General features: G+C 66.6%; 25 protein-coding genes. 11 read left to right on the top strand and 14 right to left on the bottom strand.

The features are described 5' to 3' along the window. Positions 1 to 59 precede the first annotated feature (59 nt). Together cimA and cysS are read right to left on the bottom strand one after the other, a co-directional pair. Positions 60 to 1,658: a citramalate synthase gene (gene cimA / locus CE453_RS20060; RefSeq protein WP_089176180.1), complete on the bottom strand. Its 1,599-nt coding sequence runs from the start codon at positions 1,656 to 1,658 to the stop codon at positions 60 to 62. 103 nt (positions 1,659 to 1,761) lie between these two features. Continuing rightward, entirely contained in the window at positions 1,762 to 3,222 is a 1,461-nt protein-coding gene (cysS, locus tag CE453_RS20065; protein WP_089176181.1) for a cysteine--tRNA ligase, read from the bottom strand. A gap of 347 nt (positions 3,223 to 3,569) precedes the next feature. Here cysS and CE453_RS20070 point away from each other — a divergent pair, with 347 nt between their 5' ends. Next, positions 3,570 to 3,899, top strand: coding sequence for a hypothetical protein (locus tag CE453_RS20070; protein WP_089176182.1), 330 nt, complete (start codon positions 3,570 to 3,572; stop codon positions 3,897 to 3,899). 9 nt (positions 3,900 to 3,908) lie between these two features. Here CE453_RS20070 and CE453_RS20075 read toward each other — a convergent pair whose 3' ends face one another. Continuing rightward, positions 3,909 to 4,424 (bottom strand): CreA family protein, encoded by a 516-nt coding sequence (locus CE453_RS20075; protein WP_248307810.1) that lies wholly within the window; start codon positions 4,422 to 4,424, stop codon positions 3,909 to 3,911. A gap of 109 nt (positions 4,425 to 4,533) precedes the next feature. On the opposite strand from CE453_RS20075, the gene CE453_RS20080 reads away from it, so the two are divergent. After that, positions 4,534 to 5,079 carry a GNAT family N-acetyltransferase gene (locus tag CE453_RS20080; protein WP_157733119.1) on the top strand — a complete coding sequence of 182 codons (546 nt, stop codon included), beginning with the start codon at positions 4,534 to 4,536 and terminating at the stop codon, positions 5,077 to 5,079. On the opposite strand, the gene CE453_RS20085 is transcribed toward CE453_RS20080, so the two are convergent. The 4 genes from CE453_RS20085 to CE453_RS20100 all read right to left on the bottom strand — a co-directional run bounded on the left by CE453_RS20085 (position 5,061) and on the right by CE453_RS20100 (position 7,650). Continuing rightward, complete coding sequence (locus tag CE453_RS20085; protein WP_089176184.1) at positions 5,061 to 5,441, bottom strand: lysozyme inhibitor LprI family protein; 381 nt, start codon at positions 5,439 to 5,441, stop codon at positions 5,061 to 5,063. The genes CE453_RS20080 and CE453_RS20085 overlap by 19 nt on opposite strands. 2 nt (positions 5,442 to 5,443) lie before the next feature. Next, entirely contained in the window at positions 5,444 to 5,977 is a 534-nt protein-coding gene (locus tag CE453_RS20090) for a hypothetical protein (RefSeq protein WP_089176185.1), read from the bottom strand. An 88-nt stretch (positions 5,978 to 6,065) separates the two neighbouring features. Beyond that, on the bottom strand, positions 6,066 to 6,647 hold the full coding sequence (locus CE453_RS20095) for a DinB family protein (RefSeq protein WP_089176186.1): 582 nt from the start codon (positions 6,645 to 6,647) through the stop codon (positions 6,066 to 6,068). Beyond that, a complete protein-coding gene (locus tag CE453_RS20100) occupies positions 6,640 to 7,650 on the bottom strand; it encodes a fumarylacetoacetate hydrolase family protein (protein ID WP_089176187.1) in 1,011 nt (336 codons plus the stop codon). Before CE453_RS20100 ends, CE453_RS20095 begins: the two co-directional genes overlap by 8 nt. A gap of 73 nt (positions 7,651 to 7,723) precedes the next feature. On the opposite strand from CE453_RS20100, the gene CE453_RS20105 reads away from it, so the two are divergent. Next, positions 7,724 to 8,809 carry a TRAP transporter substrate-binding protein gene (locus CE453_RS20105; protein WP_089176188.1) on the top strand — a complete coding sequence of 362 codons (1,086 nt, stop codon included), beginning with the start codon at positions 7,724 to 7,726 and terminating at the stop codon, positions 8,807 to 8,809. A gap of 34 nt (positions 8,810 to 8,843) precedes the next feature. Here the strand turns inward: CE453_RS20105 and CE453_RS20110 are convergent, their stop codons facing one another. Then, the gene (locus tag CE453_RS20110) at positions 8,844 to 9,683 is read right to left on the bottom strand and encodes a CHAD domain-containing protein (RefSeq protein WP_157733120.1); all 840 of its coding nucleotides are present in this window, start codon (positions 9,681 to 9,683) and stop codon (positions 8,844 to 8,846) included. A 262-nt stretch (positions 9,684 to 9,945) separates the two neighbouring features. Between CE453_RS20110 and CE453_RS20115 the strand changes: the two genes are divergently transcribed. Next, the gene (locus tag CE453_RS20115) at positions 9,946 to 10,443 is read left to right on the top strand and encodes a MarR family winged helix-turn-helix transcriptional regulator (protein ID WP_089176190.1); all 498 of its coding nucleotides are present in this window, start codon (positions 9,946 to 9,948) and stop codon (positions 10,441 to 10,443) included. A 12-nt stretch (positions 10,444 to 10,455) separates the two neighbouring features. On the opposite strand, the gene CE453_RS20120 is transcribed toward CE453_RS20115, so the two are convergent. Continuing rightward, positions 10,456 to 11,406, bottom strand: coding sequence for a phosphoribosylaminoimidazolesuccinocarboxamide synthase (locus CE453_RS20120; RefSeq protein ID WP_089176191.1), 951 nt, complete (start codon positions 11,404 to 11,406; stop codon positions 10,456 to 10,458). Between the two features lie 270 nt (positions 11,407 to 11,676). Here CE453_RS20120 and CE453_RS20125 point away from each other — a divergent pair, with 270 nt between their 5' ends. Further along, on the top strand, positions 11,677 to 12,840 hold the full coding sequence (locus CE453_RS20125) for a DUF2865 domain-containing protein (protein WP_157733121.1): 1,164 nt from the start codon (positions 11,677 to 11,679) through the stop codon (positions 12,838 to 12,840). 195 nt (positions 12,841 to 13,035) lie between these two features. After that, positions 13,036 to 14,364, top strand: coding sequence for an MFS transporter (locus CE453_RS20130; protein ID WP_089176193.1), 1,329 nt, complete (start codon positions 13,036 to 13,038; stop codon positions 14,362 to 14,364). Between the two features lie 10 nt (positions 14,365 to 14,374). Here CE453_RS20130 and gltX read toward each other — a convergent pair whose 3' ends face one another. Beyond that, positions 14,375 to 15,742: a glutamate--tRNA ligase gene (gltX, locus tag CE453_RS20135; protein WP_089176194.1), complete on the bottom strand. Its 1,368-nt coding sequence runs from the start codon at positions 15,740 to 15,742 to the stop codon at positions 14,375 to 14,377. Between the two features lie 78 nt (positions 15,743 to 15,820). Beyond that, positions 15,821 to 16,894 (bottom strand): aromatic ring-hydroxylating oxygenase subunit alpha, encoded by a 1,074-nt coding sequence (locus tag CE453_RS20140; protein WP_198302163.1) that lies wholly within the window; start codon positions 16,892 to 16,894, stop codon positions 15,821 to 15,823. A gap of 192 nt (positions 16,895 to 17,086) precedes the next feature. On the opposite strand from CE453_RS20140, the gene CE453_RS20145 reads away from it, so the two are divergent. Beyond that, a complete protein-coding gene (locus tag CE453_RS20145) occupies positions 17,087 to 17,959 on the top strand; it encodes an outer membrane protein (RefSeq protein WP_089176196.1) in 873 nt (290 codons plus the stop codon). A gap of 78 nt (positions 17,960 to 18,037) precedes the next feature. On the opposite strand, the gene CE453_RS20150 is transcribed toward CE453_RS20145, so the two are convergent. Beyond that, entirely contained in the window at positions 18,038 to 19,423 is a 1,386-nt protein-coding gene (locus tag CE453_RS20150) for a class II 3-deoxy-7-phosphoheptulonate synthase (RefSeq protein WP_089176197.1), read from the bottom strand. A 326-nt stretch (positions 19,424 to 19,749) separates the two neighbouring features. On the opposite strand from CE453_RS20150, the gene CE453_RS20155 reads away from it, so the two are divergent. Further along, positions 19,750 to 20,448 (top strand): methyltransferase domain-containing protein, encoded by a 699-nt coding sequence (locus tag CE453_RS20155; protein WP_157733122.1) that lies wholly within the window; start codon positions 19,750 to 19,752, stop codon positions 20,446 to 20,448. A 7-nt stretch (positions 20,449 to 20,455) separates the two neighbouring features. Here the strand turns inward: CE453_RS20155 and gor are convergent, their stop codons facing one another. Both gor and CE453_RS20165 read right to left on the bottom strand, forming a co-directional pair. Beyond that, the gene (gene gor / locus CE453_RS20160; protein WP_089178040.1) at positions 20,456 to 21,823 is read right to left on the bottom strand and encodes a glutathione-disulfide reductase; all 1,368 of its coding nucleotides are present in this window, start codon (positions 21,821 to 21,823) and stop codon (positions 20,456 to 20,458) included. Further along, on the bottom strand, positions 21,816 to 23,087 hold the full coding sequence (locus tag CE453_RS20165; RefSeq protein WP_089176199.1) for an O-antigen ligase family protein: 1,272 nt from the start codon (positions 23,085 to 23,087) through the stop codon (positions 21,816 to 21,818). The genes gor and CE453_RS20165 overlap by 8 nt, the downstream gene beginning before the upstream one ends. Positions 23,088 to 23,311: 224 nt before the next feature. Here CE453_RS20165 and CE453_RS20170 point away from each other — a divergent pair, with 224 nt between their 5' ends. The 3 genes from CE453_RS20170 (at position 23,312) to CE453_RS20180 (ending at position 26,366) form a co-directional block, all read left to right on the top strand. Further along, positions 23,312 to 24,277, top strand: coding sequence for a Bug family tripartite tricarboxylate transporter substrate binding protein (locus CE453_RS20170; RefSeq protein ID WP_089176200.1), 966 nt, complete (start codon positions 23,312 to 23,314; stop codon positions 24,275 to 24,277). Between the two features lie 96 nt (positions 24,278 to 24,373). Further along, positions 24,374 to 24,853: a tripartite tricarboxylate transporter TctB family protein gene (locus CE453_RS20175; protein ID WP_089176201.1), complete on the top strand. Its 480-nt coding sequence runs from the start codon at positions 24,374 to 24,376 to the stop codon at positions 24,851 to 24,853. Between the two features lie 13 nt (positions 24,854 to 24,866). Beyond that, entirely contained in the window at positions 24,867 to 26,366 is a 1,500-nt protein-coding gene (locus CE453_RS20180) for a tripartite tricarboxylate transporter permease (RefSeq protein ID WP_089176202.1), read from the top strand. Positions 26,367 to 26,384: the final 18 nt, after the last annotated feature.

A 26,384-nucleotide genomic window follows, 5' to 3' on the forward strand; every position in this document is an offset into this window, starting at 1 on the left:
CCATCCCGGGTCTGCGCTTCGCTACGCCCGGGATGACTTCGGCTGAAGTGGCCGGCCGCTCACGCTGTCGCGCCGGCCCTGACCAGCTTGTAGGTGATCGAGTCGACCAGCGCCTGGAAGGAGGCGTCGATGATGTTGGCGCTGACGCCGACCGTGGTCCAGCGTTCTCCGGTCTCGTCACCGGATTCGATCAGCACGCGGGTGACCGCGTCGGTGCCGCCCTGGAAAATGCGGACCTTGTAATCCAGCAGACGCAGTCCCCCGATCAGCGACTGGTAGCGGCCAAGATCCTTGCGCAGCGCGATGTCGAGCGCATTGACCGGGCCGCTGTCGCCCTCGGCAGCGGAGATCAGCAATTCATCGCCGACCTGCACCTTCACGATCGCCTCGGAGAAGGTGACGAGCTCGCCCAGCGCATTGTAGCGACGCTCGACATTCACCGCGAAGCGCTCGACCGCGAAATATTCCGGCACTTCGCCGAGGATGCGCTTGACCAGCAGGAAGAACGAAGCGTCGGCGCCCTCGAAGGCATAGCCCTGCGCTTCCTTGTCCTTGACCTCCTGCAGCACCCGGTTGAGGCGCGGATCGTCGCGCCCGAGGGTGACGCCGATGCGCTCCAGCTCCGCCACCAGATTCGACTTGCCGCCCTGGTCGGAGATCAGCACCTTGCGGGTGTTGCCCGTCGCCTCGGGCGCGACATGCTCGTAGGTGCGCGGATCCTTGAGCACGGCGGAGGCGTGGATGCCCGCCTTGGTGGCGAAGGCAGAGGCGCCGACGAAGGGCGCATGACGGTTCGGAGCCCGGTTCAGCATCTCGTCGAGGGCACGCGAGACATGGGTCAGCTCCGCGAGCTGATCCCCGTCGATGCCGAGCGAAAAGCGGTCGCGATAGCGCTCCTTGAGCTTCAGCGCGCCGATCAGCGTGACGAGATTGGCGTTGCCGCAGCGCTCGCCCAAACCGTTGAGCGTGCCCTGGATCTGACGCGCGCCGGCCTCGACCGCAGCGAGCGAATTGGCGACGGCGCAGCCGCAATCGTCATGGGCGTGAATGCCGAGATGCTCGCCCGGCACGATCTTGGCGACTTCTCGCACGATGGCGCCAACTTCGTCGGGCAAGGTTCCGCCATTGGTGTCGCAGAGCACGACCCAGCGGGCACCGGCCTCATAGGCCGCGCGGGCGCAGGCGAGCGCATAGTCGGGATTGGCCTTGTAGCCGTCGAAGAAATGCTCGCAGTCGAGCATTACCTCGCGGCCGGCGGCCTTCGCCGCCTCGACGCTCTCGCGGATGCCGACGAGATTCTCCTCCAGCGAGATCTCGAGCGCGACATGGACATGGTAATCCCAGCTCTTGGCGACAAAGACGATGGCATCGGCCTTCGCCTCCAGCAGCGCGGCGATACCGGGATCGTTGGCGGCGGAGCGCCCCGCCCGCTTGGTCATGCCGAAGGCGGCGAACTTCGCCTGCTTTGTCGGCTTCTGCTCGAAAAAGGCGGTGTCGAGCGGGTTGGCGCCAGGATAGCCACCCTCGACATAGTCGACACCGAGCCGGTCGAGCAGGGCCGCCACGGCACGCTTGTCGTCGAGCGAGAAATCGACGCCGGTGGTCTGCGCGCCGTCGCGCAGCGTGGTGTCGAAGAGATGGACGCGGGCGGCGCTCATCGTTCGCGCCTCAGCTTGAAGCGGACGACGCGCGGCACGACCATCGCCAGCATGACGAGCTTGATGGCGAAGGAAAGCGAGCCGGCAGGGCGGATCTTGGTGTTCATCGTTTGACTTCCCAGGTCGTCGTCGGCTCGCCGGTCGCCGGGTCCTTGCCGTCCTTCAGTGTGATGCCCATCGCCGCGAGTTCGTCGCGAATGCGATCGGACTCGGCGAAATTCTTGGCGCGACGGGCGTCGAGACGGGCGGCGATCAGGCGCTCGACCGCTGGGTCGACAGCGGCGGGAGCCGCCACCTCCGGCAGCTTGACCCCGAGCAGATCGAGGCCGGCCAGAAGCGCCGACAGATCGCCGCCCTTACGCAGCGCATGGAGTTCCGCCAGCACACGGGCCGTATTGAGATCGTCCGCGAGCGCTTCGAGCAACTCGCCCGAAGGCTGGGACGCTGTCACGCCCTGAGCGGCCTCCGCCCAGTCCTGCAGCATCTTCTCCGCTTCCTCCAGCGCCTTCACCGTCCAGTCGATCGGCTGGCGATAATGCGTCTTCAGCATCGCGAGACGCAGCACCTCACCCGGCCATTTGCGGCCGCCAAAGGTCTCGGTCTCCAGCAATTCGTTGATGGTGACGAAGTTGCCGAGCGACTTCGACATCTTCTCGCCCTCGACCTGCAGGAAGCCGTTGTGCATCCAGATATTGGCCATGAGCGACTGCCCCTCGCCTCCGCCGAAGGCGCAGCAGGACTGGGCGATCTCGTTCTCGTGGTGCGGGAAGACGAGGTCGATGCCGCCGCCATGGATGTCGAAGACGTTCTTCGTCGGGTCGTCGCAGGCGAGCCCGCCGCCGAAGGGTGAGAGCAGCTTCGCCATCGACATGGCCGAGCATTCGATGTGCCAGCCGGGGCGGCCGGGCGTGGCGATGCCAGCCGGGGACGGCCAGCCGGGGTCGATGCCTTCCCGGCTCGGCTTCCACAGGACGAAATCCATCGGATCGCGCTTGTAGGGCGCAACGTCGACACGGGCACCGGCCAGCATCTCGTCGAGCGAGCGGCGAGCGAGCGTGCCGTACTTCGGCGCCTTGGTCAGATGTGAGACAGCCGGCACGTGGAAGAGCACGTGCTCCTCGGCGACATAGGCGACGCCGCGGGCGATCAGGCGCTCGATGATCGCCTTCATCTCCTCGATATGCTCGGTGGCGCGCGGCTCGGTCGTCGGCCGCAAGGTGCCGAGCGCATCGATGTCATGATGGAACTGCGCCGTCGTGGTCTGCGTGACCTTCGCGATCGCCTCGTTCAGCGGCAGGCCTGGAAAGTCGCGCGCCGCGCGGGCGTTGATCTTGTCGTCGACGTCGGTGAGGTTGCGGGCGTAGGTGACGTGCTCCGCCCCGTAGATGTGGCGCAGCAGCCGGTAGAGCACGTCGAAGACGATGACCGGGCGGGCATTGCCGATATGGGCGTAGTCGTAGACCGTCGGGCCGCAGACATACATGCGCACGTTCGACGGATCGATCGGCGCGAAGTCCTGCTTCGTCCGCGTCAGCGTGTTGTAGAGCCTCAGGGTCGGCGACATCGGGGCTAAATCCTGGAACGAAACGAACGACGAAATACGAAAGGGCGACCTGGCCGCTGGCCGGGGGCGCTTTTGTCGGTTCGTTTTCAGGACGAGGACGTGAGCAGCCGGCCAGCGAAGGCTAGCGGCAAATAATGCAAATCCGGCTGTTGATGGCGGCTCGCGTCATGGTGAAAACTGATTGCCTTCCCGCGGGCTTTCCGTCAAGAGGGCGCGCGATTGCTGCAATGCAGCATTGCACCGCCGAACATTGCACCGGCATTGCGCGGTTCATTCAAATTTAACCGGCTGGAACCATGCTCCCGATTCTCGGGTTCCTCGCCCGACGCCCTCAGGAATCTCGTCACATGCGCCGCGCCGTGGCTTTCATCGGACTGCTCGGGATCGCCGTCGCCGGCATCTCGCTCTCGATCATGCCGATGAGCCGGCCGGCCGCAGCGCCCAGCGAGCAGCGCACCTTCCTGATCCCCGCCAGCGACGGCTACGGCATCGCGGACTGCATCTCGAGCAAGTCGGAATGCGGCAAGATCGTCGCCAATGCCTGGTGCGAATCGCAAGGCTTCGGCAAGGTAGTCGCCTTCGGCACGGCCGACCGCACCGATTTCACCGGCACCGTGACCAAGCCGACCCCGGTGGCGGCCGCCGAGCAGCCGCTCAGCATCACCTGCGGCGAGTGATCCTCTCGCCTATCTAATCCAGTCGCTGCATTTCGGCGCCTCGCCCGTATTGCCCCAGGGCATGATCGGAACCGTCGAGGTCGAATTCTGCGGCGAACCGTCGATGAGCTTGTCCGAATAGACGAGATAGACCAGCACGTTGCGCTTGGCGTCGCAGCCACGCACGATCTGCATCTTCTTCCAGATCAGCGAGCGGCGCTCGCGGAAGACGACATCGCCCTGCTCGGCCTTGTCCTTGAACTTGATCGGCCCGATCTGCCGGCAGGCCAGCGAAACCTCCGAGACCTCCTCGGCCACGCCGAACATGCCCTTCACGCCGCCCTTCTCCGGGACGGTGTAATGGCAGGCGACGCCCTCCACCAACGGATCGTCGACACCGTAGACGGCGAGCTTGTCGTCCGGCGTCAGCGCCTTCCAGACGGTGGATTTCTTGAAGATCAGATCCTCCTGCGCCATGGCAGGTGCCACGAACGCTCCAGAAAGCGTAACGGCCAGCGCAGCCAGGATCCAACGACGAAGCAGCATTCCCATTCTCCCGGCGCGTTTCGGTTCGGCGCCCGGCACGATATGGGATGCCTCGAGCGGGTGCACCAGAGTTTTGCGACCGCACCCCACATCAAAGCCAAGGCGACAGATGCTACCCGAGCTGGAAAGCGAGAGATTGTTGCTGAGGCCGCGCCGGCTCGGCGATCTCGACGCCATCGCTCGGCTGAACGCCGACCCGCAGGTGATGCGCCATATCGCCTCGATCGACGATCCTGCAATGGGGCGGGAGGCCGTCGCCGCGCGCAGCTTCACCCATGTCGCGCGCGGCCTCGGCTATTGGTCTGTCTTCGCGAAAGTGGCCCCGACCGTCTTCACCGGCTATGTCGGGTTGATCCCCGATGGCGAGGAAGCAGAGGAGGTTCAGCTCAGCTACCGCTTCGGAACGCCCCATTGGGGCAAGGGCTATGCCCGGGAAGCGGCCAACTGCCTGCTGCGCCACGGCTTCGAGGCCCTCGCCTTGCAAGAGATCCTCATTACCACCCACCCGGAGAATGCCGCATCGCTACGGCTTGCAGCCAGGCTCGGTTTCGAGCCGGCACCGGCGCAGCCCGGGCTCCTCATCGGCACTCCACCCGTGGTCGCTGCCCGACTGCGCCTCGGGCGCCCCGAACGGCATCAGGGCCCGATCTCATAGCGCTTCAGCGCCTCGGTGCGCCGGGCGATGACCTCCGCGCGGCAGGCCGGGAAATGCAGAACCTGCCCTTCCCGCCCGAAATCGCCATTGTCGTAGAACCTGCAGGATTTCTCCTTGAAGGCGTTCCAGGCGCGCTGCTCCTCGAGCAGGTCCTTCTTCGTGTTGGGCCCGCTCGCCTCGTAGAGGCGCTTCCAGGTCGCGTTGAGTCTGGCGTCTTCGCGCGCGACCCATTCGCCGCCGCAGGCGCCCCAGGCCGGGTTGGTGCCGTCCGAACCGTCGATGCAGCGCTTGTAGGCATCATCGGCGGCTGCGGGCGACACGAGAACGGCGAGGACCGGCAGGAAGCGCAGCCCGCGCAGCATGGTCACGCCGCCAGGGGCTTGAACACGAGATAGGCTGCAACCAGGGCGCCGACGACGCCGAGGGAGAAGAAGACCAGCTTCAGCCGCGTCATATTGCTGGCGAAGGCGACATCGCCGGCCTCGACGCGCGGATAGCGGTCGAGCAGGCGCGCGACCGCGATGTTCTCCGCGACATCGCAGAGCCCGCCGATCAGCCAGCCTCCGCCGCAGAGCGCCGCCACCCACCAGGGCTGGCCGCGCATCGTCAGACCCGCGATCAGAATGCCGCCGACGATGGCGTAGGCGAAGGCGCAGGCGACATCGGCCGGGAGCACCCGGTTGCGGTAGCGCGCCCGCGTCGTCTCGCCATAGAGCGTGAAGAGTTTCTCCACATCGGCGACGGAATAGCCGTCCCAATCGCTTTCCAGCATGCGCGGCACACCCTGCCGGTTCGACCAGAAGCCGACGAGCCAATAGAGCACCACCACGAAGATCGGCCCCCAGATGAAGAAGGAGAGCGGGACGGTCGTGGAATAGAGCGGCACGGGGTCGATCATGGCTCTCGGCTCTCGCGGCAGGCGGTGTCGTCGCAGTCAGGTTATCCGGCCCCTCGGCTCCCGCCAAGGAGGGCATGGCGGACGAATTTCAGAGCAGTTCCTCAGGCGGCGCGAGATCGAGACGGCGCAGCTCGACGCGCGTCTGCTGCGAATCGTAGAGCAGGAAATATTCATCGAGCTGCGGCGGCGCGACCGACGTCCCCGCGAGCATGGCATGGGCCTGGCCTCGGTGATGGATCTGGTGCTGGAAAAGATGCGCCAGCAGATCGTCGACACGCTCCTCGATCTGCCCCTTCTCGCCGCGATCGGTCGCCACCGTCGTCGCCAGCAGATCGTCGCTCGCGCCATCGCAGAACGCGATGAGCCGACGGTCGGCCGCCGCCTGGGCCGGGACAAGCTGCGCGATCTCCAGGGGCTGGAAGCGCGCGAAGACCTGTCGACCGAGGCCACCGCGCTCGAGCGCGTCGATATAATAGAGATCGATCATCAGATTGTGGTTGAGCGTTGCGTGCAGCGAGGGGAAGAAGCTCGTCCGCTCGGCCTTGAAATCGGCGTCGTTCAGCTGGGCGCAAGCCGTCAGCAGCCGCCAGTTCGCCCAGGCGTTGTTATGGGCCATCTTGCGGAAATGCGCGGCGAGCGCCCCGCGTCGGCCGAACCCGGCGTCAGGCATGGGGCAGAACCTCCTGCTCGATCGCGCCGAAGATCGAATGCCCCGCGGCATCCTTCATCTCGATGCGGACCGTGTCGCCGAAACGCAGGAAGGGCGTCTTCGGTTCGCCGTGGCGCAGCGTCTCGACCATGCGCTGCTCCGCGATACAGACATAGCCCAGCCCGCCTTCCGCAACCGGCCTGCCCGGGCCGCCATCCGCATCGCGATTCGAGACCGTGCCGGAGCCGATGATCGTGCCGGCCGAGAGCCGGCGCGTCGCCGCGGCATGGGCGATCAGCGTGCCGAAATCGAAAGTCATGTCGGTTCCGGCATCGGGCCGGCCAAAGGGCGCACCGTTGAGCTGGGCGAGCAGCGGCCGCTGCAGCTTGCCGTCACGCCAGGCGTCGCCGAGTTCGTCGGGTGTGACGGCCACCGGCGAGAAGGCCGAAGACGGCTTTGATTGAACGAAACCAAAGCCTTTCGCCAATTCGCTCGGAATCCGATTCCGCAAGCTCACGTCATTCGCGAGCATGACGAGGCGAATGGCGGCGAGGCCCTGCTCGCGGGTTGCGCCCATCGGTACGTCGCCCGTCACCACCGCGACCTCGCCCTCGAAATCGATGCCGTCCTCCTCGCTGCGGGCATGGATCGGCCCGCGCGGCGCGAGCAACGCGTCGCTGCCACCCTGGTACATCAACGGGTCGGTCCAGAAATTCTCCGGCATGGTCGCTCCGCGCGCCTTCCGGGCGAGCTCGACATGATTCACATAGGCCGAGCCGTCGAGCCACTGGGGAGCGCGGGGCAGCGGCGCTGCGCAGTCATGCTCGTGGAAGCGGAAGGACGGGACCGAGCCATGCTCCAGCCCCTCGGCAAGGTCAGCGAGGCGCGGCGCGAACCGCTCCCAGTCGTCCAGTGCCGCCTGGAGCGTGGCAACGACGGGGAAGGCGTCGGTCGCGCGCGTCAGGTCCCTGGAAACCACGACAAGCCGACCATCGCGGCCATGCGAGAGAGAGGCGAGCTTCATCTCTTTTCATTCCTTCCCGGACGCGCCAATAAGGACGCAACAAGCCTGTGAGTTGGCTCTGGGAGGAGACCATATGGAACGTCGGTCGTTTTTGAAAACGGGGGCTCTCGCCGCAGCCGCGACGGCCGTCGCCGCGCCCGCGATCGCGCAGTCGCAACCCGAGGTGAAATGGCGGCTGACTTCGAGCTTCCCGAAGTCGCTCGACACCATCTTCGGCACGGCGCAGCAGTTCTCGAAATACGTCTCCGACGCCACGGACGGGAAGTTCGAGATCCAGGTCTTCGCGCCGGGCGAGATCGTTCCCGGACTGCAGGCGCTCGACGCCGTCTCCTCCGGTACGGTCGAATGCGCGCACTCGCCGACCTACTTCTACATCGGCAAGGACCCGACGCTGGGCCTGGGTACCGGCATCCCGTTCGGCCTCAACGCACGGCAGCAGCATAGCTGGTGGTACTTCGGCGGCGGCGAGCAGATCGTGAACGGCGTGCTCGACCGCTTCAATGCGTATTCCATCCCTTGCGGCAATTCCGGCTGCCAGATGGGTGGCTTTTTCCGCAACGAGCTCAAGGGCGTCGACGATCTCAAGGGGCTGAAGTTCCGCATCGGCGGCATGGGCGGCTCGGTGCTGGCCAAGCTCGGCGTGGTGCCGACCCAGATCGCGCCCGGCGACGTCTACCCCGCCCTGGAGCGCGGCTCGATCGACGCTGCCGAGTTCGTCGGCCCTTATGACGACGAGAAGCTCGGCTTCATCCGCGTGGCGAAATATTATTATTACCCCGGCTTCTGGGAAGGCGGCGCGATGCTGCATCTCATCATCGGCAAGGAGGCCTGGGCCAAGCTGCCGAAGCACTACCAGGCGATCGTCCAGCATGCCTGCGAAGCGGCGAACAACTGGATGCTGGCGAAATACGACTATGTGAATCCGGGCGGCCTGCGCCGGCTCGTGGCGCAGGGGGCGCAGCTGCGCGCCTTCCCGCTGCCGGTCATGGAAGCGGCGCTGAAGGCGGCCGACGAATACTACGCCGAGACCAGCGCCAAGAGCCCGGACTTCAAGAAGGGCTACGATTCGATGGTCGCCTTCCGCGGCGAGAACCTTCTCTGGTGGCAGATCGCGGAGCTCTCCTACGACTCGTTCATGAACCGGTTGAAGGCGCGCTGAGCACCCGCCCCTTCCTGACACCGTCGAGACCGGGTCAAGCGAAGCTGACCCGCCTCGGCGAATGGAGCCCCATCGCCTCGCGGAGGCGGGCGCTGACACGCTTCGGGCGGCGGTCGAAAAGGCGCCGGGCGAGCTTGGCCGCCTTGCGGCGCTGGCGGGCAATCCGGCGTGAGATCTCGTCCGCAAGCCGCTCGCCATCCTCCGTCGGCGGCCTTTCGGCGAGGTAGGCGCGGGCCATGTCCAGGTCGATTACGTTGCCGAGGCGCGAACGCAGGCGCTCCGCCCTTTCGACCTGCGGGCGGAGGCGCACAGGGTCGGCCGGCTGGAAGAAGCGAAGCTGATAGCCCAGGTCGACGACCATGGTCCGCCAACCATGCAAGCATTTCAGATTCATCCGGCGCGGATCACGGCGCGTGCGGCGCCGCGCCCGCCGATAGCTATCCCGGAAGGTTCGCGTCAGGAAACCGCCTGTTTCGTCGCTCAGGGACCAGCGCGCCATCGCATCCGACAATCGCCGCAACTCGGCCCGTACGGCGTCCCCTTGCTCCCGCAGCAGCGCTTCTGCGGCAGCCTGAGCGTCGTCCCGCGAAGCGTGGTCCGGACCGAGCGTCCCCAGAACCTTGGCAATGACGACCGCGTCGCGAGCCATGCCGAAACCACGGCGCAGGCGCGCGACACCCCACCGGACAGCCTGCTCCTCCTCGGCCAGCCCCGCGGGAGCCAGCTTCAGCAAGGCACGCCAGGCTTTCATCAAGCGGCGGAACTCATGAATTCTTCCGGCCGGATCCCGGTCGTCGCGGTCAAGCACCGCCAGTGCCCGGGCGGGCATCTCGCGGCAGGAACGCAACCAATGCCGGGCCCACCGGCGCATCATGGCCTCGCTCCGCAGAGCAGGAGTTCCGGACGCGTTCGCCATGCTGCTTTCCGCTCCGTTTCGTCCTGTCTCCAGCAGCTTATCCGAGCATGGCCCTGTTATTCTATCATGCTTCCGGGCTAGCCCGGTCGAGACGGAGCGCAATCGCCGCAGCCCCGTCACGCGACAACCTCTCGTTTCGCCGATATGGTCTCGCGCCTTTCCCGCGGATGGCCGCCGCACCGGCTCGCCGGGCGCTTCGGAACCAGCTACAGACCGGTCCATGTCAGAGAAAACGCCCACTGCCCCCGAGGATCAGCTGCTCCGGTTGGAGCGCTTCCTGCCCTATCGCCTCAATGTCGTAGGCACGTTGGGCGGACGCGCGCTCGGCCGGATCTATACCGAGCATTTCGGCATCGGCATTCCGGAGTGGCGCGTGGTCGCGCAGCTCGGCGAGTTCGGCAAGCTGACCTCGCGCGACATCGGCGAGCTCGCCCAGATGCACAAGACCAAGGTCTCGCGCGCCGTGACCGAGCTGGAGAAGCGTGGCTTCGTCTCGCGCTCCGAGAATCGGCAGGATCGGCGCGAATCCTTCGTGACGCTGACGGCGGCCGGCAAGCGCGTCTATGACCAGATCGTGCCGCTGGCGCTCGGCTTCGAGGCGCGCTGGATCGAGGGGATCGCAGCCGACGAGATCAAGGTCTTCGAGCGCGTGCTCTCGATCCTGACCGAGCGCGGCCGGCTGCTCGCGGGGAATTATCGCGAGGAGGACGGGTCGTAACCCGCCGCGCCCTCAGAAATACTTCGCCAGATTGCGCCTGATCCGGTCCTGCGGATTTTCGCCCTTCGGGGGATAGGCGAAAGCCTCGCCCGTGATGGTCTCATAGGCGCGGACATAGACCGCCGAAGTCTGATCGATCAGCTCCTGCGGGATCGGCGGCAGCTCTTCCTTGTAGGGGTCACAGCGCGCCACCACCCAATTGCGCACGAAGTCCTTGTCGAAGGATTCCGGCTTGCCGCCGCTGGCGAAGCGCTCGGGATAGCTCTCGGCGAACCAGTAGCGGCTCGAATCCGGCGTATGGATCTCGTCAGCGAGCAGGATGTTGCCCTCGGCGTCGGTACCGAACTCGTATTTCGTGTCGGCTAGGATGAGGCCGCGCTCCCGGGCGAGCTTCTGGCCGCGGGCGAACAGCGCCAGCGCATGGGCCGAGACGGTGTCCCACTGCTTCTGCGTCAGCAGCCCCTGCCCGACGATCTGCGACGCCGAAAGCGGTTCGTCGTGACCGCCATCGAAGGCCTTGCTGGTCGGGGTGATGAGCGCCTGCGGCAGTTCCTGGTTGTCACGCAGGCCATCCGGCAGACGGATGCCGTACATCTCGCGCTGCCCCTGCTTGTAAAGGGTCAGGATCGAGGTGCCGGTCGTGCCCGCCAGATAGCCGCGCACCACCATCTCGACCGGCAGGATCTCGAGCCGCTTGCCGACGACGACGTTGGGATCTGGGTATTCGAGGACATGGTTCGGGCAGATATCGGCCGTGCGCTCGAACCAGTAGCGCGCCGTCTGGGTCAGCACCTGCCCCTTCAGCGGAATCGCGGCGATGGCGCGGTCGAAGGCCGAGAGCCGGTCCGTCGAGATCAGGATGCGCCGGCCGTCGGGCAGATCGTAATTCTCGCGGACCTTGCCGCGATAATAGTTCGGCAGCTCCGGGATGACGGCTTCGTGAAGCGGCAGGTATGCGGACATGAGCGATGCTGGCCTCGGGACGAACGGGAACTGGGCGCGAAAATCGCAGGACGGTTCCAGTGCTTCTAGCGAAAGCCGAAGTTTTCCACCACAGGAGCGACGCGGCCCGGCCCGGATTGCTGCGCAGGCGCGGATGTGGCATGCGGGAGCCGCGCCGTCCCGGCCGAGTCAGCGCCGGGCTTGCGGGCGGGGTTCCATAGTTCCGTCGTGTTTGGCAGGTGTTGTTGGCAGGAGTTTGCGGCCCGACGGCCTGCTCCGACAGTGGATGACGTGACCCGACTTGCGATGATGCTGCGATTTTCCAGACGCTTCGGCATGGTTCTGCTGGCGCTGGCGGCCTTGGGCGGACCGGCTGCCGCCCAGTCTGCATCCTGCGAGGCGTGGCGCGCGGAGCTTCAGAGCCTGCAAGGCCGCAGCGGCGGCGACGCCCGGGCAGCGCAGGCCGCGCAGCGCGTCGGCGCGCAGCTCGCCCGGCTCAGCGACCAATATCGTTCCATGGGCTGCGAGCGCGGCTTCAGCTTCTTCGACTCGCCTCCGCCGCAGTGCAATTTCATCCGCCAGCAGCTCGGCCAGTTGCAGTCCCAGTACGGCGCGCTGCAGCAGCAGGCGCAGGGAGGTGGGCTCGAGCAGCGTCGCGCCCAACTTGCCGCCGCGATCAGCAATAATTGCGGCCCGCGGCCGCGTGGCTTCTTCGACACGATCTTCGGCCGCGATCCCGGGCCGGGCGGTGTCGATTCGACCGTGCCGGAGCTCGATCCCGAGCAATCGGTGATCGAACCTGAAAAGCCGCGCCTCGGCGGCCCGCAGACGGTCTGCGTCCGCACCTGCGACGGTTATTTCTTTCCGCTCGCCAACAATACCGGCAATGCCGACGAGATGTGCCAGGCGCTCTGCCCGGGCTCCGAGACCACCGCCTTCGGCATGAGCACCGGCGGCGACATCCAGAACGCCGCCTCACGCTCGACCGGGCAACCCTATTCGTCGCTGCCGAATGCCGGCAAATACCAGCGCAGCTTCGATTCGGCCTGCACCTGCCGCGGCCAGGGCCAAAGCTGGTCGGAGGCGTTGAAGAACGCCGAATACCTGCTCGACAAGCGCAAGGGCGACGTCATCGTCACCGAGCAGCGCGCCGCCGAGCTCTCGCGGCCGAAGCCGGACCCGAAACGCCGCGGCGCCACGCCGGAGCCGGCTGCGGCGCCGGCGCCAGCCGCCGCGCCGGAGATCCCGGACGAGAAGCCGATGCCGTCGGAGAATTCGCCGACTTCCGGCACGGAGTCGGCGGGTGTCGGCCCCGACACGGTCGGCGAGAAGATCCTCGACAAGCGCGACGGGTTGAAGAGCGAATCGCGCAGCGTCACCGGCGAGCGGCGCGCCGTGCGTATCGTGGCGCCGAACCTCGCGCCCAATCTGAGCCCGCAGCTGGTCAGGCCCTGATCACAAAAAGTTCCATGCGCCTCCCACAGGCCATGCAGCCGGCGAACGCCGGCTTCGGCGCTGGACGCATGCCTGAGACCGTCGCATAAAAAGCGGACCTTGCCGCCCTTTCGGGAGGCACCAGACCGCATCCGGCCCGCGGCTCCCCCGCGGCGCCTGCCTCTGGCGCTCCCGTCGTCACATGCAGAGGCCGCCATGTCGGACGTCAGCGCGCAGCAGCCGCACCATCCGCATCCCATCGAACTCGCCGATGCCAGGCGCCGGATCAAGGCGATCTTCATCGGCTCGGTCGGCAACCTCGTCGAGTGGTACGACTTCTACGCCTACACCGCGTTCGCGCTCTATTTCGCGCCGCATTTCTTCCCCTCGACAGACCCCGTCGTGCAGCAGCTCAACGCCGCCACGCTGTTCGCGGCCGGCTTCATCGTCCGCCCCGTCGGCGGCTGGCTGTTCGGCCACCTCGCCGATCGCTATGGCCGGCGTCTCTCGCTGATGGTGTCGGTGCTGATGATGTGCTTCGGCTCGCTGATCATCGCCTTCACCCCGACCTACGAGACGATCGGCTTCGCTGCTCCGGCGCTCCTGGCGCTGGCGCGCATCATCGAAGGCCTGAGCCTCGGTGGCGAATACGGAGCGAGCGCGACCTACCTCACCGAAATCGCCGACCCCGAGCATCGCGGCTTCTATTCGAGCTTCCAGTACGTGACGCTGATCGGCGGCCAGCTGACCGCCATCCTGGTGCTGCTGCTGCTCCAGAACGTCTTCCTGACCCATGAGCAGCTCGTCGCCTGGGGCTGGCGCGTGCCCTTCGTGATCGGCGCCCTGCTCGCCATCACCGCGATGTTCATGCGGCGGCACATGCAGGAAACCGAGGCCTTCGAGGCGGCGAAGAGCACCATGAAGCGCGAGAGCTCGCTCAGGGGTCTGCTGCGCTATCCGCGCGAGATCGCCATCGTCGTCGGCCTCACCGCTGGCGGCACCGCTGCCTTCTACACCTTCACCACCTATATGCAGACTTTCGTGAAGCAGACGGTGGGGCTTTCAGACATCGTCACGACCTATGTCATCGCCGGGTCGCTGATCTTCGCCTCGATCCTGCAGCCCATCTACGGGCTGATCTCCGACAAGATCGGTCGCAAGCCCGTCCTGATGTTCTTCGGCATCGCCGGCACATTGCTCACCGTGCCGATTCTGACTACCCTCGCCGGTACGAAATCCCCCTGGACGGCGTTCCTGCTGATCTGCGGGGCCTGGATCTTCACCGCCGGCTACACCTCGATCAACGCCGTGGTGAAAGCCGAGCTGTTCCCGACCGCGGTCAGGGCGACCGGCGTGGCCGTGCCCTATGCGGTGACAGTGTCGATCTTCGGCGGCACGGCGCCGGCCATAGCCCTGTTCTTCAAGCAGCAGGGCCACGAGCAGTGGTTCTTCTATTATCTCGCCGGCATGATCTTCATCTCGCTCCTGGTCTACGCGCTGATGCGCGACACCAAGCACGCCTCGGCGATGCACCGGCACGAGTGAGGGCTGCGCCTCAGGCGCTTTCGCCGGCCAGCCGCTTCAACGCCTTCTCCCGCCCGATCAATGGCAGGAGAGCCGCCAGCTCCGGGCCGTGATCAAGGCCCGTCAGGGCCTGGCGCAGCGGCATGAACAGCGCCTTGCCCTTGCTGCCCGTCGCGGCGGAGACGGCCTGGGTCCAGCTCTTCCAGCTCGTGCCGTCGAAAGGCTCCGGCGGCAGCAGCTCGGCCGCCTTCGCCGCAAAGCCTGCATCGGCGATGACGGGCGCGACCGGCCCCTCGACGACCCGCCACCAGAGCTTCGCCTCGTCGAATTTGGCGAGGTTGCCGCGCACCGCCAGCCAGAAGGCCTCGCCGCCGGCGATCCCGGCCGCCGTTAGCCGGTCCGCGACGGCCGCGAAGGGCATCTGATGCAAGGTGCGGGCGCTCAGCGTGTCCAGCTCGTGCTCGTCGAACTTGGCCGGCGCACGCGAGACATGCGCCAGCTCGACGAGACCGGCTAGCTCGTCAAGGCTTTCCACCGGCCTCACCGCATCCGAGGTTCCGACCAGCACGGCCAGGGCCGCGACGGCCAGCGGCTCAACGCCGGCCTCGCGCAAGCCGCGCAGCGAGAGATGGCCGAGACGCTTCGAGAGCCCTTCCCCGCTCGCGGTGGTCAGCAGGTTGACGTGCCCCATGACCGGAGAGCCTGCGCCAAGGGCCTCGAACATCTGGATGTGCATCGCCGTATTGGTGACATGGTCCTCGCCACGGACGATGTGCGTGATCCGGGTCTCGATGTCGTCGACCACGGAGGGCAGATGATAGAGGTAGCTGCCATCCTCGCGGACCAGCACCGGATCGGACAGCGAAGCGCAATCGACATGGGAAGGACCGCGCACGAGGTCGTCCCAGGTGACGATGCGTCCCTCCAGCAGGAAGCGCCAATGCGGCTTGCGGCCTTCCGCCTCGAAGGCCGCCTTCTGTTCGACTGTCAGCTTCAGCGCGGCACGATCATAGATCGGCGGCAGTCCACGGGCGAGCTGGCGCTTGCGGCGACGGTCCAGTTCGTCGGGGGTCTCGTAGCAGGCATAAAGCCGCCCCGCCGCCCGCAAGCGATGCGCCGCAGCATCGTAGATCGCGATGCGGTCCGACTGCCGGATCACCTCGTCCGGCACGACGCCGAGCCAGCCGAGATCCTCGGCAATGGCGTCGGCATATTCCTGCTTCGAGCGGGCGACGTCGGTGTCGTCGTAGCGCAGCAGGAAGCGGCCGCGATGACGACGGGCGAAGAGCCAGTTGAACAGCGCCGGCCGGGCGTTGCCGATGTGGAGATAGCCGGTGGGCGACGGCGCGAAGCGCACCAGAGGCGCGGCGTTGGTCGATGGCGTGGCAGAGGAATTCATGACGGGGCTTATGGCGCTTTTGCTCCCGAGCGACAATGCATCTTCCGCGCGAGCCGCCGGTCAAATCCCCGCTGCGGTTCAGGTGCGCCAGCGTAGCCTTTCCGGCGCGATGACATTGCGGAATGCGATGCCCTCGCGCCGTGCCGCCGCATAGTCCCGCTTCAGGCGGAAATACCACTGCGCCAATCGGTCCGCCTGCCCCATCAGCAGCATGGTCGGCTTGCGGTCGAGCCCCTGTTGGGCGAGCTCGAGAATGCGCTGGTCCTGCCGCAGGAAGGCCCGCGCCGCCCAGCCGACCGGACGGCGCAGCAAAGCGAGCTGCGGCAGGTCCGAGAGCAGGATGTTGGTGAGCAGCGTATGGCGTGCATCGACCGGAGTGGCGAACGTCGCGTTGACGATCGAGCGTTCGCCCATGCGGATGCGCTCGATGCGCTGGCCGGGCAGCAGGAAATCGACCTCGGTTTGCGGCCGGCCGAGCAGGCGGTAGCCGCGCGAATTCGCCGCCGCCCTGTGCGCCTTCATGCGGAAGCCGAAGGGCAGCGGGTCGAAATCCTTGACCTTCTCGCGGGCCGTCGCGGTCGGGCGCCACCACCAGGAATTATGGACGTAGCCGACATGGCCCGGATCGATGAGGCTGAGCACGCACAGATCGTAGGAGGCCTCGACAAGCACCGAGACGGCGACGCGGCAACGCTGCTTGCCGTTCACCGACAGGCTCGGCACAGGTGGCGCATCCGCCGGGTTCGCGCCCGCATAGACCCAGATATTGCCGTCACTCTCGCTGATCGGGAAGGAGGCCACCCTCACCGTCGTCGGATCGGTCGGGTCGTCATCGACCAGCGTCGGCATCGCCCGGCAGCGCCCATCCGCGCCGAAGCGCCAGCCATGGAAGGGGCAGGTGACCGCGGAGCCGTCGAAGCTGCCTTCCGACAAAGGCGCCCCGCGATGCGGGCAGCGGTCGCGCAAGGCAAAAAGGCGCAGATCCCGCCGGCGTCCGATCACGATCTGCTCGCCGAGGAGCGTCACCGCCTCCATCGCGCCCTGCGGGAGCAGGCCGGCGCTCCTGACACAGTACCAGGCCTCGCGCGGCGGTACGCGCAGTTCGTTGGTCGTGGGCACCGGCTCGGCCTCGTCGCCTTGCGTGCTCATCATCGGCATCTCTTCCACCCTGCGGATAGACGACGCCCCCCGGCGCGGCGCCAACGACACCGCCGGGATTGCGGGTGCATTGCCGTCCGGGAGCCCTTCCGCACCGTTAACCCGACATTAGGGTTACCAAGGCATGAATAGACCTTGGGCAGGGCGAAACGAGCGGAAACGGGTCGCTGCCCCGGGGAAAACAGGATGCGTATCCGTTCCATTGCACCCGCATTCGGGTTCGCGGCCCTCGCGACCATCGCCGGCTTGCCAGCCTTCGCGGCCGACTACCCAGTGCTGCGCGGCTCCCAGATCGAGGATGCGCCGCCGGCCCCGACGCTCTTTGCCAGCTCGTTCAACTGGACGGGCTTCTATTTCGGCGGCGGCGCCGGCGTATCGGACACCAAGTTCAAGCCCGGCACCGGCCTGCAGGACCTGGCCAATTTCGCATTCCGCAACACGACGCTCGGCCAGCAGGTCAATATGGGATCGCTGGTCAACAACCTTCCCGAGAAGAGCGACAGCGGCGCCACCTATTTCGGCTTCCTGGGCTACAACTGGGCTTTCGGCGATGCGGTCCTGGGCGTGGAGGCGGATTATACCCGCTCGGGCCACGCCTATCAGATCGACGACTACATCGCCCGCCGCTTCCAGACCTCCGATGGAACGGTCAACGATTTCTCGCTGACCACGAACCAGAGCGCCAAGCTCAACGACTATGCCACGGCTCGCCTGCGCATGGGCTGGGCTTTCGGGAGCTTCATGCCCTTCGCGACGATCGGCGGAGCGGTCGGGCGCTTCAATACGAGCTCGACGGTCACGGCCACCAATTACCTGACCCAGGCCAATCCGCTGACCGGCGCGATCTATCAGGGCACGGCGGCCGGGTACCCGCTCACCGTCGGCGCCAGCAAGAAGAACGTCTACGGCTACGGCCTGACGGTCGGCGGCGGTGTCGACTGGGCGCTGGCCGAGAACATCTTCCTGCGCGGCGAATATCAGCTCATCCGTTTCGCCGATGTCGAAGGTACCACGACGACCGTCAACACGGCGCGCGCCGCAGTCGGCGTCAAGTTCTGAAGCGGCGCCCCTGCCGCAACGAAAAAGGCCGGGACGCGCGTCCCGGCCTTTTCTTGTTCGTTCGATCGTCGAAGCAGCTTATTCGGCTGCCTCGACCTCGGGACGCGCCCGCCCTGCCCGCTCGCGCTTGACCAGCTCGGCGACGAGGAAGGCAAGCTCCAGCGCCTGCTCGGCATTGAGGCGCGGATCGCAGACCGTGTGGTAGCGGTCGTTGAGATCGGCGTCGGTCATGCCGCGCGCACCGCCGGTGCACTCGGTGACGTTCTTGCCGGTCATCTCCAGGTGCAGGCCGCCGGCATGGCTGCCCTCGGCCTGGTGGACGGCGAAGAAGTTCTTCACCTCGGTCATGATCAGGTCGAAGGGTCGGGTCTTGTAGCCGCTCGCCGCCTTGACCGTGTTGCCGTGCATCGGATCGCAGGACCAGACGACGTTGCGCCCTTCCCGCTTGGTCGCGCGCACCAGCGCCGGCAGATTGTCGAAGACCTTGTCGGCGCCGAAGCGGCCGATCAGGGTCAGCCGGCCCGGCTGGTTCTGCGGATCGAGCACCTCGATCAGCTTGAGCAGGCCATCGACCGTGGTCGAAGGGCCGCACTTCAGGCCGATCGGATTCTTGATGCCGCGGAAGAACTCGACATGGGCATGGTCGAGCTGACGCGTGCGATCGCCGATCCAGACCATGTGGCCGGAGGTGTCGTACCACTCGCCGGTGGTGGAATCGACGCGCGTCATCGCCTGCTCGTAGCCGAGCAGCAGCGCCTCGTGGCTGGTGTAGAAGTCGGTCGTGCGCATCTCCGGGTGGGTCTCCGGATCGATGCCGATGGCGCGCATGAACTCGAGCGCCTCGGTGATGCGCTCCGTGACTTCCTGGTAGCGGTGCGACTGCGGGCTGTCCTTGACGAAGCCGAGCATCCAGCGATGCGCGTTGTCGAGGTTGGCGTAGCCGCCCGATGCGAAGGCGCGCAGCAGGTTCAGCGTCGCGGCCGACTGGCGATAGGCCTCGAGCTGGCGGCGTGGATCCGGGATGCGGGCCTCGGCCGTGAAGGCGATGTCGTTGACGATGTCGCCCTTGTAGCTCGGCAGCTCCTCGTCGCCGATCTTCTCCAGCGGCGCCGAGCGCGGCTTGGCGAATTGCCCGGCGATGCGCCCGACCTTCACGACAGGCGAGCCGCCGGCGAAGGTCAGCACCACGGCCATCTGCAGGAACAGCCGGAAGAAATCGCGAATGTTGTCGGCGGAATGCTCGGCGAAGCTCTCCGCGCAGTCGCCTCCCTGAAGGAGGAAGGCCTCGCCGGCCGCGACCTTGCCCAACGCCCGTTTGAGCTTGCGCGCCTCGCCTGCAAAAACGAGCGGCGGAAAGCCGGCGAGCTGCTGCTCAACCGCCTTCAAGGCTGCCTGGTCCGGATAATCCGGAATCTGCTGGGCGGGCCTGGCCCTCCAGCTCTCTGGCGTCCACCGCTCGGACATGGGTCTACATGCTCCTGATGTTGAGATCGCGCATCGTTCACCTCTTCATGGCGCGAAGGGGCGGCTATACACCCATGATGCCGGATTGACCACTGCTCGGCGCGGGAGCGCGGGCGCAGCTCTCGCACCCGTTCCCGATGGCCGGCACCCAGATCATTCCGCTACGGAAGATCCTGTTGATCCCGGCATAAAATCCATACAGATTCTTCTTTTTCTTTGATTGACAGTTTTTTCGGTAACCGCTAGCCGGTTAGATGAATCTTATTCAGTTTGCCGGGGGCGACGAACCGAATATCATGAACATCAACATATTTCTCCAAGAATATATGCGTGCTTTCATTCGTAAGCCGCGCCAATTTCTACAATCCTATGCCGACCGGCTTTGCACCATATGCGGCCATGAAGGGCGCTTCCTCGACGTCGGTCCACGACCCGAGGCACGCTGCCCCAACTGTTCGTCGAAAGAGCGTGATCGCATTACCGGGCTTTTTCTGCGCCGAAGCGGCTTAGATCTCGGCGACAAGGCGGTATTGCACTTCTCGCCGGAGCGCCCGTTCTTTCGCCTCTGGCGCAATAATCCTCGCTACGTTGCGGGAGACGTCAAGATCAGCAAGGTCGCCAATGCCGTTGTCGACATCACCGACATCCGGTTCGACGATGGGCATTTCGACTATCTGATCTGCCACCACATCCTCGAGCACGTTCCCGAGGATGCCCGAGGCATGCGCGAATGCTTCCGCGTGCTGAAGCCGGGCGGGACGGCACTCTTCTCCGTTCCGCTCGACCAGGAGCGGGCCGAGACCTGGGAACCGCCAGCGGACATGCCGGCCGCGGAGATCGAACGCATCTGCGGCTGGGACCATGTCCGGCTCTATGGCCGGGACTTCCCGGACAAGCTCGCGGCGGCGGGCTTCACGGTGTCCGAGATCACCTTCACTGCCGAGGAAGGCGAGCGCCACCGGCTGACGGAGAAGCATAGTCTCGCGCCTCAAGGGCTCGACCGCATCTTCGTCTGCACGAAATAACGCGACCTCAGCGGGACGGCGTCCGCATCGTCACCAGTTCCTCGGCGGCGCTGGGATGGAGCGCGACGGTGCGGTCGAAATCCGCCTTGGTCGCGCCCATCGTCACAGCGATGGCCGTCGCCTGGATGATCTCGCCGGCATCGTGGCCGAGGATGTGGACGCCCAGGACCTTGTCGGTCTTCGTATCGACGACGAGCTTCATGTAGATGCGCTCGTGCCGACCGGAAATCGTCGCCTTCATCGGGCGGAAATTCGATTCGAAGATGCGCAGCGTGTGGCCGGCAGCGATGGCCTGGGCCTCGCTCAGCCCGACGGTACCGACCTCCGGAGTGGTGAAGACGGCCGAGGCGATCGTGCCGTGATCCACCGTCCAGGGCTTGCCGCCGAAGACGGAGTCGGCAAAGGCGTGGCCCTCGCGGATCGCGACAGGTGTCAGGTTGACCCGGTTGGTGACGTCCCCGACCGCATGGATCGAAGGGACGCTGCTGGTCGAGGCCGCATCGACGATAACCTCGCCGAGCGGCCCCAGCGCAACCCCGGCCCTCTCCAGCCCGAGCCCCCGCGTGTTGGGACGCCGCCCGGTGGCGACCAGCACGACATCGGCCTCGACCGGTGCGCCCGAGGCGCAGTAGGCGCGGCGACTGCCGTCCGGCAGCTCCTCGAGGCGCTCGACCGTGCAGCCGAGACGGAAGGTGATGCCCGCTTCCTTCAACGCGTCGCGCAGACGGGTACGGATATCCTCATCGAAGCCGCGCAGGATGTTGTCGCCGCGATGCAGCAGCGTCACCGCCACGCCCAGCCGGGCGAAGAGGCTGGCGAATTCGAGCGCGATGTAACCACCGCCGACGACGAGCATCCGCTTCGGCAGCGCCGGCAGGTGGAACACCTCATTGGAGGAGATCGCGAGATCGCCGCCGGGGATCGGCGGGTCGAAGGAGGGCCAGCCGCCGGTCGCGACCAGGATATGCCGGGCACGGACGAGCTGGCCGCTCTTCTGCAGACGAACCTCGTGCGGCCCCTCGACAACGGCCCGTTCCTCGCGGATCTCGGCCTTCACGCCTTCGAGACCCTTGCGATAAAGGCCCGAGAGACGGGTGACTTCGTTGGCCACGGCGTCGCGCAGGGTCGGCCAGTCGAAGGAAGGCTTGCCCGGCAGGGTCCAGCCGAAACCGGCCGCATCCTCGAAATCATCGGCAAAGCGGCTGGCATAGACGAAGAGCTTCTTCGGGACGCAGCCGCGGATGACGCAGGTACCGCCGATGCGATCCTCCTCCGCGATCATCACGCGGGCGCCGTGCCCCGCCGCAATGCGCGCCGCCCGCGTGCCGCCGGAGCCGGCGCCGATGACGAAGAGGTCGACGTCGAATTCAGCCATGGTCTTCTCCTTGTCGCGCATCCGCCCCGGAACCGAACCAGAGGATTCCGGCGCCCAGAATGGCGATCCACCAGCCTTGCCAGGCGCCATGCCCGACGACGGAGATCGCGAAAGCCCCGGCGAAAAGCGCAAGACGCGGCGCCATCTCGCGCGCCGGCATGCGGCGCAGCCGCGCCAGCAGGAGCAGGCCCGCCAGAACGAGGATGCCCGCCCCGATCGCCCCGGTCTCGGCCCAGGTCTGCAGCGGCATGTCGTGCGGGTGACCTGCCGCCAGGAGCAGGCGGTGCTCGGGCGCGACCTCGGCCGCGACCGGGTTCTCATGCATGGTGGCCGAAGTCCCGAAGCCGGCGCCGGCGATCGGCCGGGCCCGCGCCACCTCGCCGAAGCTCAGCCAGATATCGATGCGAGCCTGACCGGTCATCACGGCAAACCGGTTCAGGATCAGCGAAGGCAGCCCGTTCTGGGCAGCGACGCCGAGCACCGGGGCAATCGCCATGGCGAGGACGAAGGCACAACCGACGGCCGTCAGGGTCAGGCGCGGCCACAGAGCCGACACCCCCCAGCAGAGGACGCAGACGGCGACGCCAAGACGAGCCGAAGCACTTTCCGAGCGCAGCGCCAGAGCAGCCACTGCCAGCGCGAGGACCACCGCCAGGACCCGGTCGGAGCGGCGTGCCGCCGGGAGGCTCCACAAGCCGTGGATTGTCGGCACCGCCAGCACGAGCGCAGTGATCGCCGGTCGGTTGAAGACGAAGCTCATCAGCTTGCCGATGCCCAGCTCGGCCCGCTGCGACAGCCCAGAGGCCAATTCGATGATCGCCAGGAGGCAGGAGAGGATGATCGCGAGCGCGAGCGCCCGGAGCCAGGCGGGCTGAGGCCTGAACCGGCCTGAGGCGGCGATGGCGAGCGCAAAGACGATCGGCAGCACGAGCTCGCCCCAGGCGCGCAAGGAGGCACCCGGCTTATGGCTCCACAGGATGGAGACGAGCCCCCAGGCGAGAAAGGCGGTCAGAGCCAGCCCGGGCGGTGTCGCGAGCAGCTTGCGCAGGCGCCCGGCGATGCCCCTCGCCTGGCCCGCCGCGATGGCCGCGGCGAGGAGGGGAATGGCGGCAAGGCCGAGCATCAGCGGGGCCGAACGGTTGGCGAGCCACATCGCCAGTGGCATCAGCACCATCAGCGCCACGCCGATCCCGGTCAGGTGCTGCGGCAGTCTGCCCAGGTTCGGCGCTGTTTCGTGGCGATCGGCGAGACGCGTCTGGCTCATGGCTTGCGCTTACGCGATCGGACGGAGCGCCGCCAGCGTGTTATGGACGCCGCTCGCCGGAGTCGTAGGAAGAAAGGTGTAGACTCTGCGGCGAAGGCCCGCTTCAGTCGAAAATTATTGACAGGACATTATTCAATCGGGCGCAATTGACGCCCGGCGCGGCAGGGTGTCACAGGCGAGCCGCCCCAATAAACACGGCGAAAGGCCGTAACCGGAGGAATTCCATGCTGACATCGATCCTGAAGCGCGGCGCAATCACAGCCGTGGCTCTTGCTGCGCTTTCGACAGCCGCATTCGCCCAGGTCAACGAACTCAAGATCATGGCGCCCGCGGCCCCCGGCGGCGGCTGGGACGGCACCGCCCGCTCGATGCAGCAGGCCCTCACCGGCGCCGGCATCGTCAAGAGCGTCCAGGTCAACAACGTCACGGGCGCCGGCGGCACCATCGGCCTCGCCCAGCTCATCGGCGCGAAGGGCCAGGGCGACCAGCTCATGGTCAACGGCTTCGTGATGGTCGGCGCGATCCTCCTGAACAAGTCCCCGGTCAACCTGACCCAGATCACCCCGATCGCGCGGCTCACGGCCGAGGCCGAGGTCATCGTCGTCCCGACCGAGTCCCCGCTCAAGACCGCCAAGGACCTCGCCGAGCGCCTGAAGGCCGACCCTGCCAAGGTGACCTGGGCCGGCGGCTCGGCCGGCGGCACCGACCACATCCTCGCGGCGCTCTTCGCGCAGGCCGTCGGCGCCGACGCCAAGAAGATCAACTACATCCCGTTCTCGGGCGGCGGCGAGGCACTCGCAGCCATGCTCGGCGGGCGCGTCACGGCCGGCGTCTCCGGCTATGGCGAGTTCGAGGGCCAGATCAAGGCCGGTAAGCTGCGCGTGCTCGCCGTCTCCTCGCCGAAGCGCCTGGAGAACGCTCCCGACGCCCCGACGCTGAAGGAGCAGGGCATCGAACTCGAGCTGCTGAACTGGCGTTCGGTCGTCGCCCCTCCCGGCCTCTCGGCCGAACAGACCAAGGCGCTGACCGACACCGTCGAGAAGATGGTGAAGTCGAAGGAATGGCAGGAGATCCTCAAGGCGCGTGGCTGGGACGATTCCTTCCTGGCGGGTGCGGCCTTCGACACCTTCCTGAAGAACGAGATCGAGCGCGTCTCCAAGGTGATGCACGAAGTCGGCCTGGTGAAGTAAGCCGACCGCCAGCTCCATCAGGGAGGCCGGTCCACCGGCCTCCCTTCTTCACCGTCTGATGCGCCGCTCCGGCGCCGCACACCGCCCGGAATCGCCATGACGAACGAGACTCGCGCGCAAGGCGCGGACAAGCCGGCCCTGATCGTGGGCGTGCTGCTGCTGGTCGTCGCCTTCTTCGTCGGTTACGACGCCTCCCAGCAGACGATCACGTCGAATTACGGCATCGGACCGACCGCGATGCCCTATGTCGTAACCTGCGGGCTCGTCATCCTGGGCCTGTCCCATTTCATCGTGGCCTTCCGCGGCGGACTGCCCAAGCCGGACGCCGCCGACAACAAGGCGCTGCTCTGGATCGTCGCCGGCCTGGTCTGCCTGATCGGCTGCATCGCGCTCGACGGCGGCTTCATCATCGCCATCGCCCTGCTCTTCGCCTGCACCGCACGCGGCATGGGCCGGCAGGCTTTTGCCGTCGATCTCGCCATCGGCTTCGTGCTCGGCCTCGCGATCTTCCTCACCTTCGCCAAGCTCCTGACGCTGATCCTGCCGTCGGGCCCGCTCGAACGCCTGTTCCTCTGAGGAGAGCCCGGCCATGGATACCCTGCTCTCCCTGCTCCACGGCTTCACCGTCGCCTTCGAGCCGTCCAAGCTGCTGTTCTGCCTGATCGGTGTCTTCCTCGGCACCGCTGTCGGCGTGCTGCCGGGCATCGGCCCGGCGCTGACCGTGGCCCTGCTGCTGCCGGTGACCTTCAAGCTCGACCCCGGCGGCTCCCTGATCATGTTCGCCGGCATCTATTACGGCGGCATGTATGGCGGCTCGACCACCGCGATCCTGCTCAATGCGCCGGGCGAGAGTGCCTCGCTCGCGACTGCGCTCGAAGGCTCGAAGATGGCGAAGGCCGGCCGCGGCGGCCCGGCACTGGCGACCTCCGCGATCGGTTCCTTCGTCGCCGGTCTCATCGCCACGATCGGCCTCGCCTTCCTGGCGCCGTGGCTGGTCGAGGTCGCGGTGAAATTCGGTCCCTGGGATTATTTCGCGCTGATGATCGTCGCCTTCGTCACCGTCTCGGCGACCTTTGGCGACTCGCCACTCAGGGGGCTCACCAGCCTGTTCCTCGGCATCACGCTCGGCCTCATCGGCATCGACAAGCTGACCGGCCAGGCGCGCCTGACCTTCGGCGTGCCGGAGCTGCTCAACGGTGTCGAGGTGACGACGCTGGCCGTCGGCCTCTTCGCCGTGGGCGAAGCCTTCTACGTCGCCTCCAAGCGCTTCCGCGACCCGGAAGAGATCATCCCGATCAAGGGCTCGCTGTGGATGACCAAGCAGGACTGGAAGCGCTCCTGGGCGCCCTGGCTGCGCGGTACCGCTTTCGGCTTCCCGATCGGCGCCCTGCCTGCCGGCGGCGCCGAGGTGCCGACCTTCCTGAGCTACTCGACCGAGAAGAAGCTCTGCAAATATCCGGATGAGTTCGGCAAGGGCGCGATCGAGGGCGTCGCCGGGCCGGAAGCCGCCAACAACGCCTCGGCGGCCGGCACGCTCGTGCCGCTGCTGACGCTCGGCCTGCCCACCTCGGCGACGGCCGCGATCATGCTGGCCGGCTTCCAGCAATACGGGCTCAATCCCGGTCCGCTGCTCTTCGCCGAGAAGCCCGACCTGGTCTGGGGCCTGATCGCCTCGCTGTTCATCGCCAACGTCATGTTGGTGATCCTGAACCTGCCGCTGATCGGGCTCTGGGTCCGGCTGCTCGCGATCCCGCAACCCTGGCTCTATGCCGGCATCCTCGTCTTCGCGACGATGGGCACGCTTGCGGTCAACGGTTCGCCGGTCGAGCTGACGATGCTCTTCGCCTTCGGCTTCATCGGCTACCTGATGCGCCGCTACGACTATCCCGTGGCGCCGATGGTGGTCGGGCTCATCCTTGGCCCGATGGCGGAAGCCCAGCTTCGGCGCGCGCTGCAGATCAGCCTCGGCGACCCGATGATCCTGCTGGAAAATCCGATCTCGGCAACCCTGCTCGGCATCGCCTTCCTCGCCCTGGTGGCGCCGTTCGTGATGAAGGGTCTCAACCGCTTCAAGGCGTCGGAAGACTAGGAGCCGACCTGATCAGGC

It is taken from the genome of Bosea sp. AS-1 (assembly GCF_002220095.1).
GTDB lineage: Bacteria > Pseudomonadota > Alphaproteobacteria > Rhizobiales > Beijerinckiaceae > Allobosea.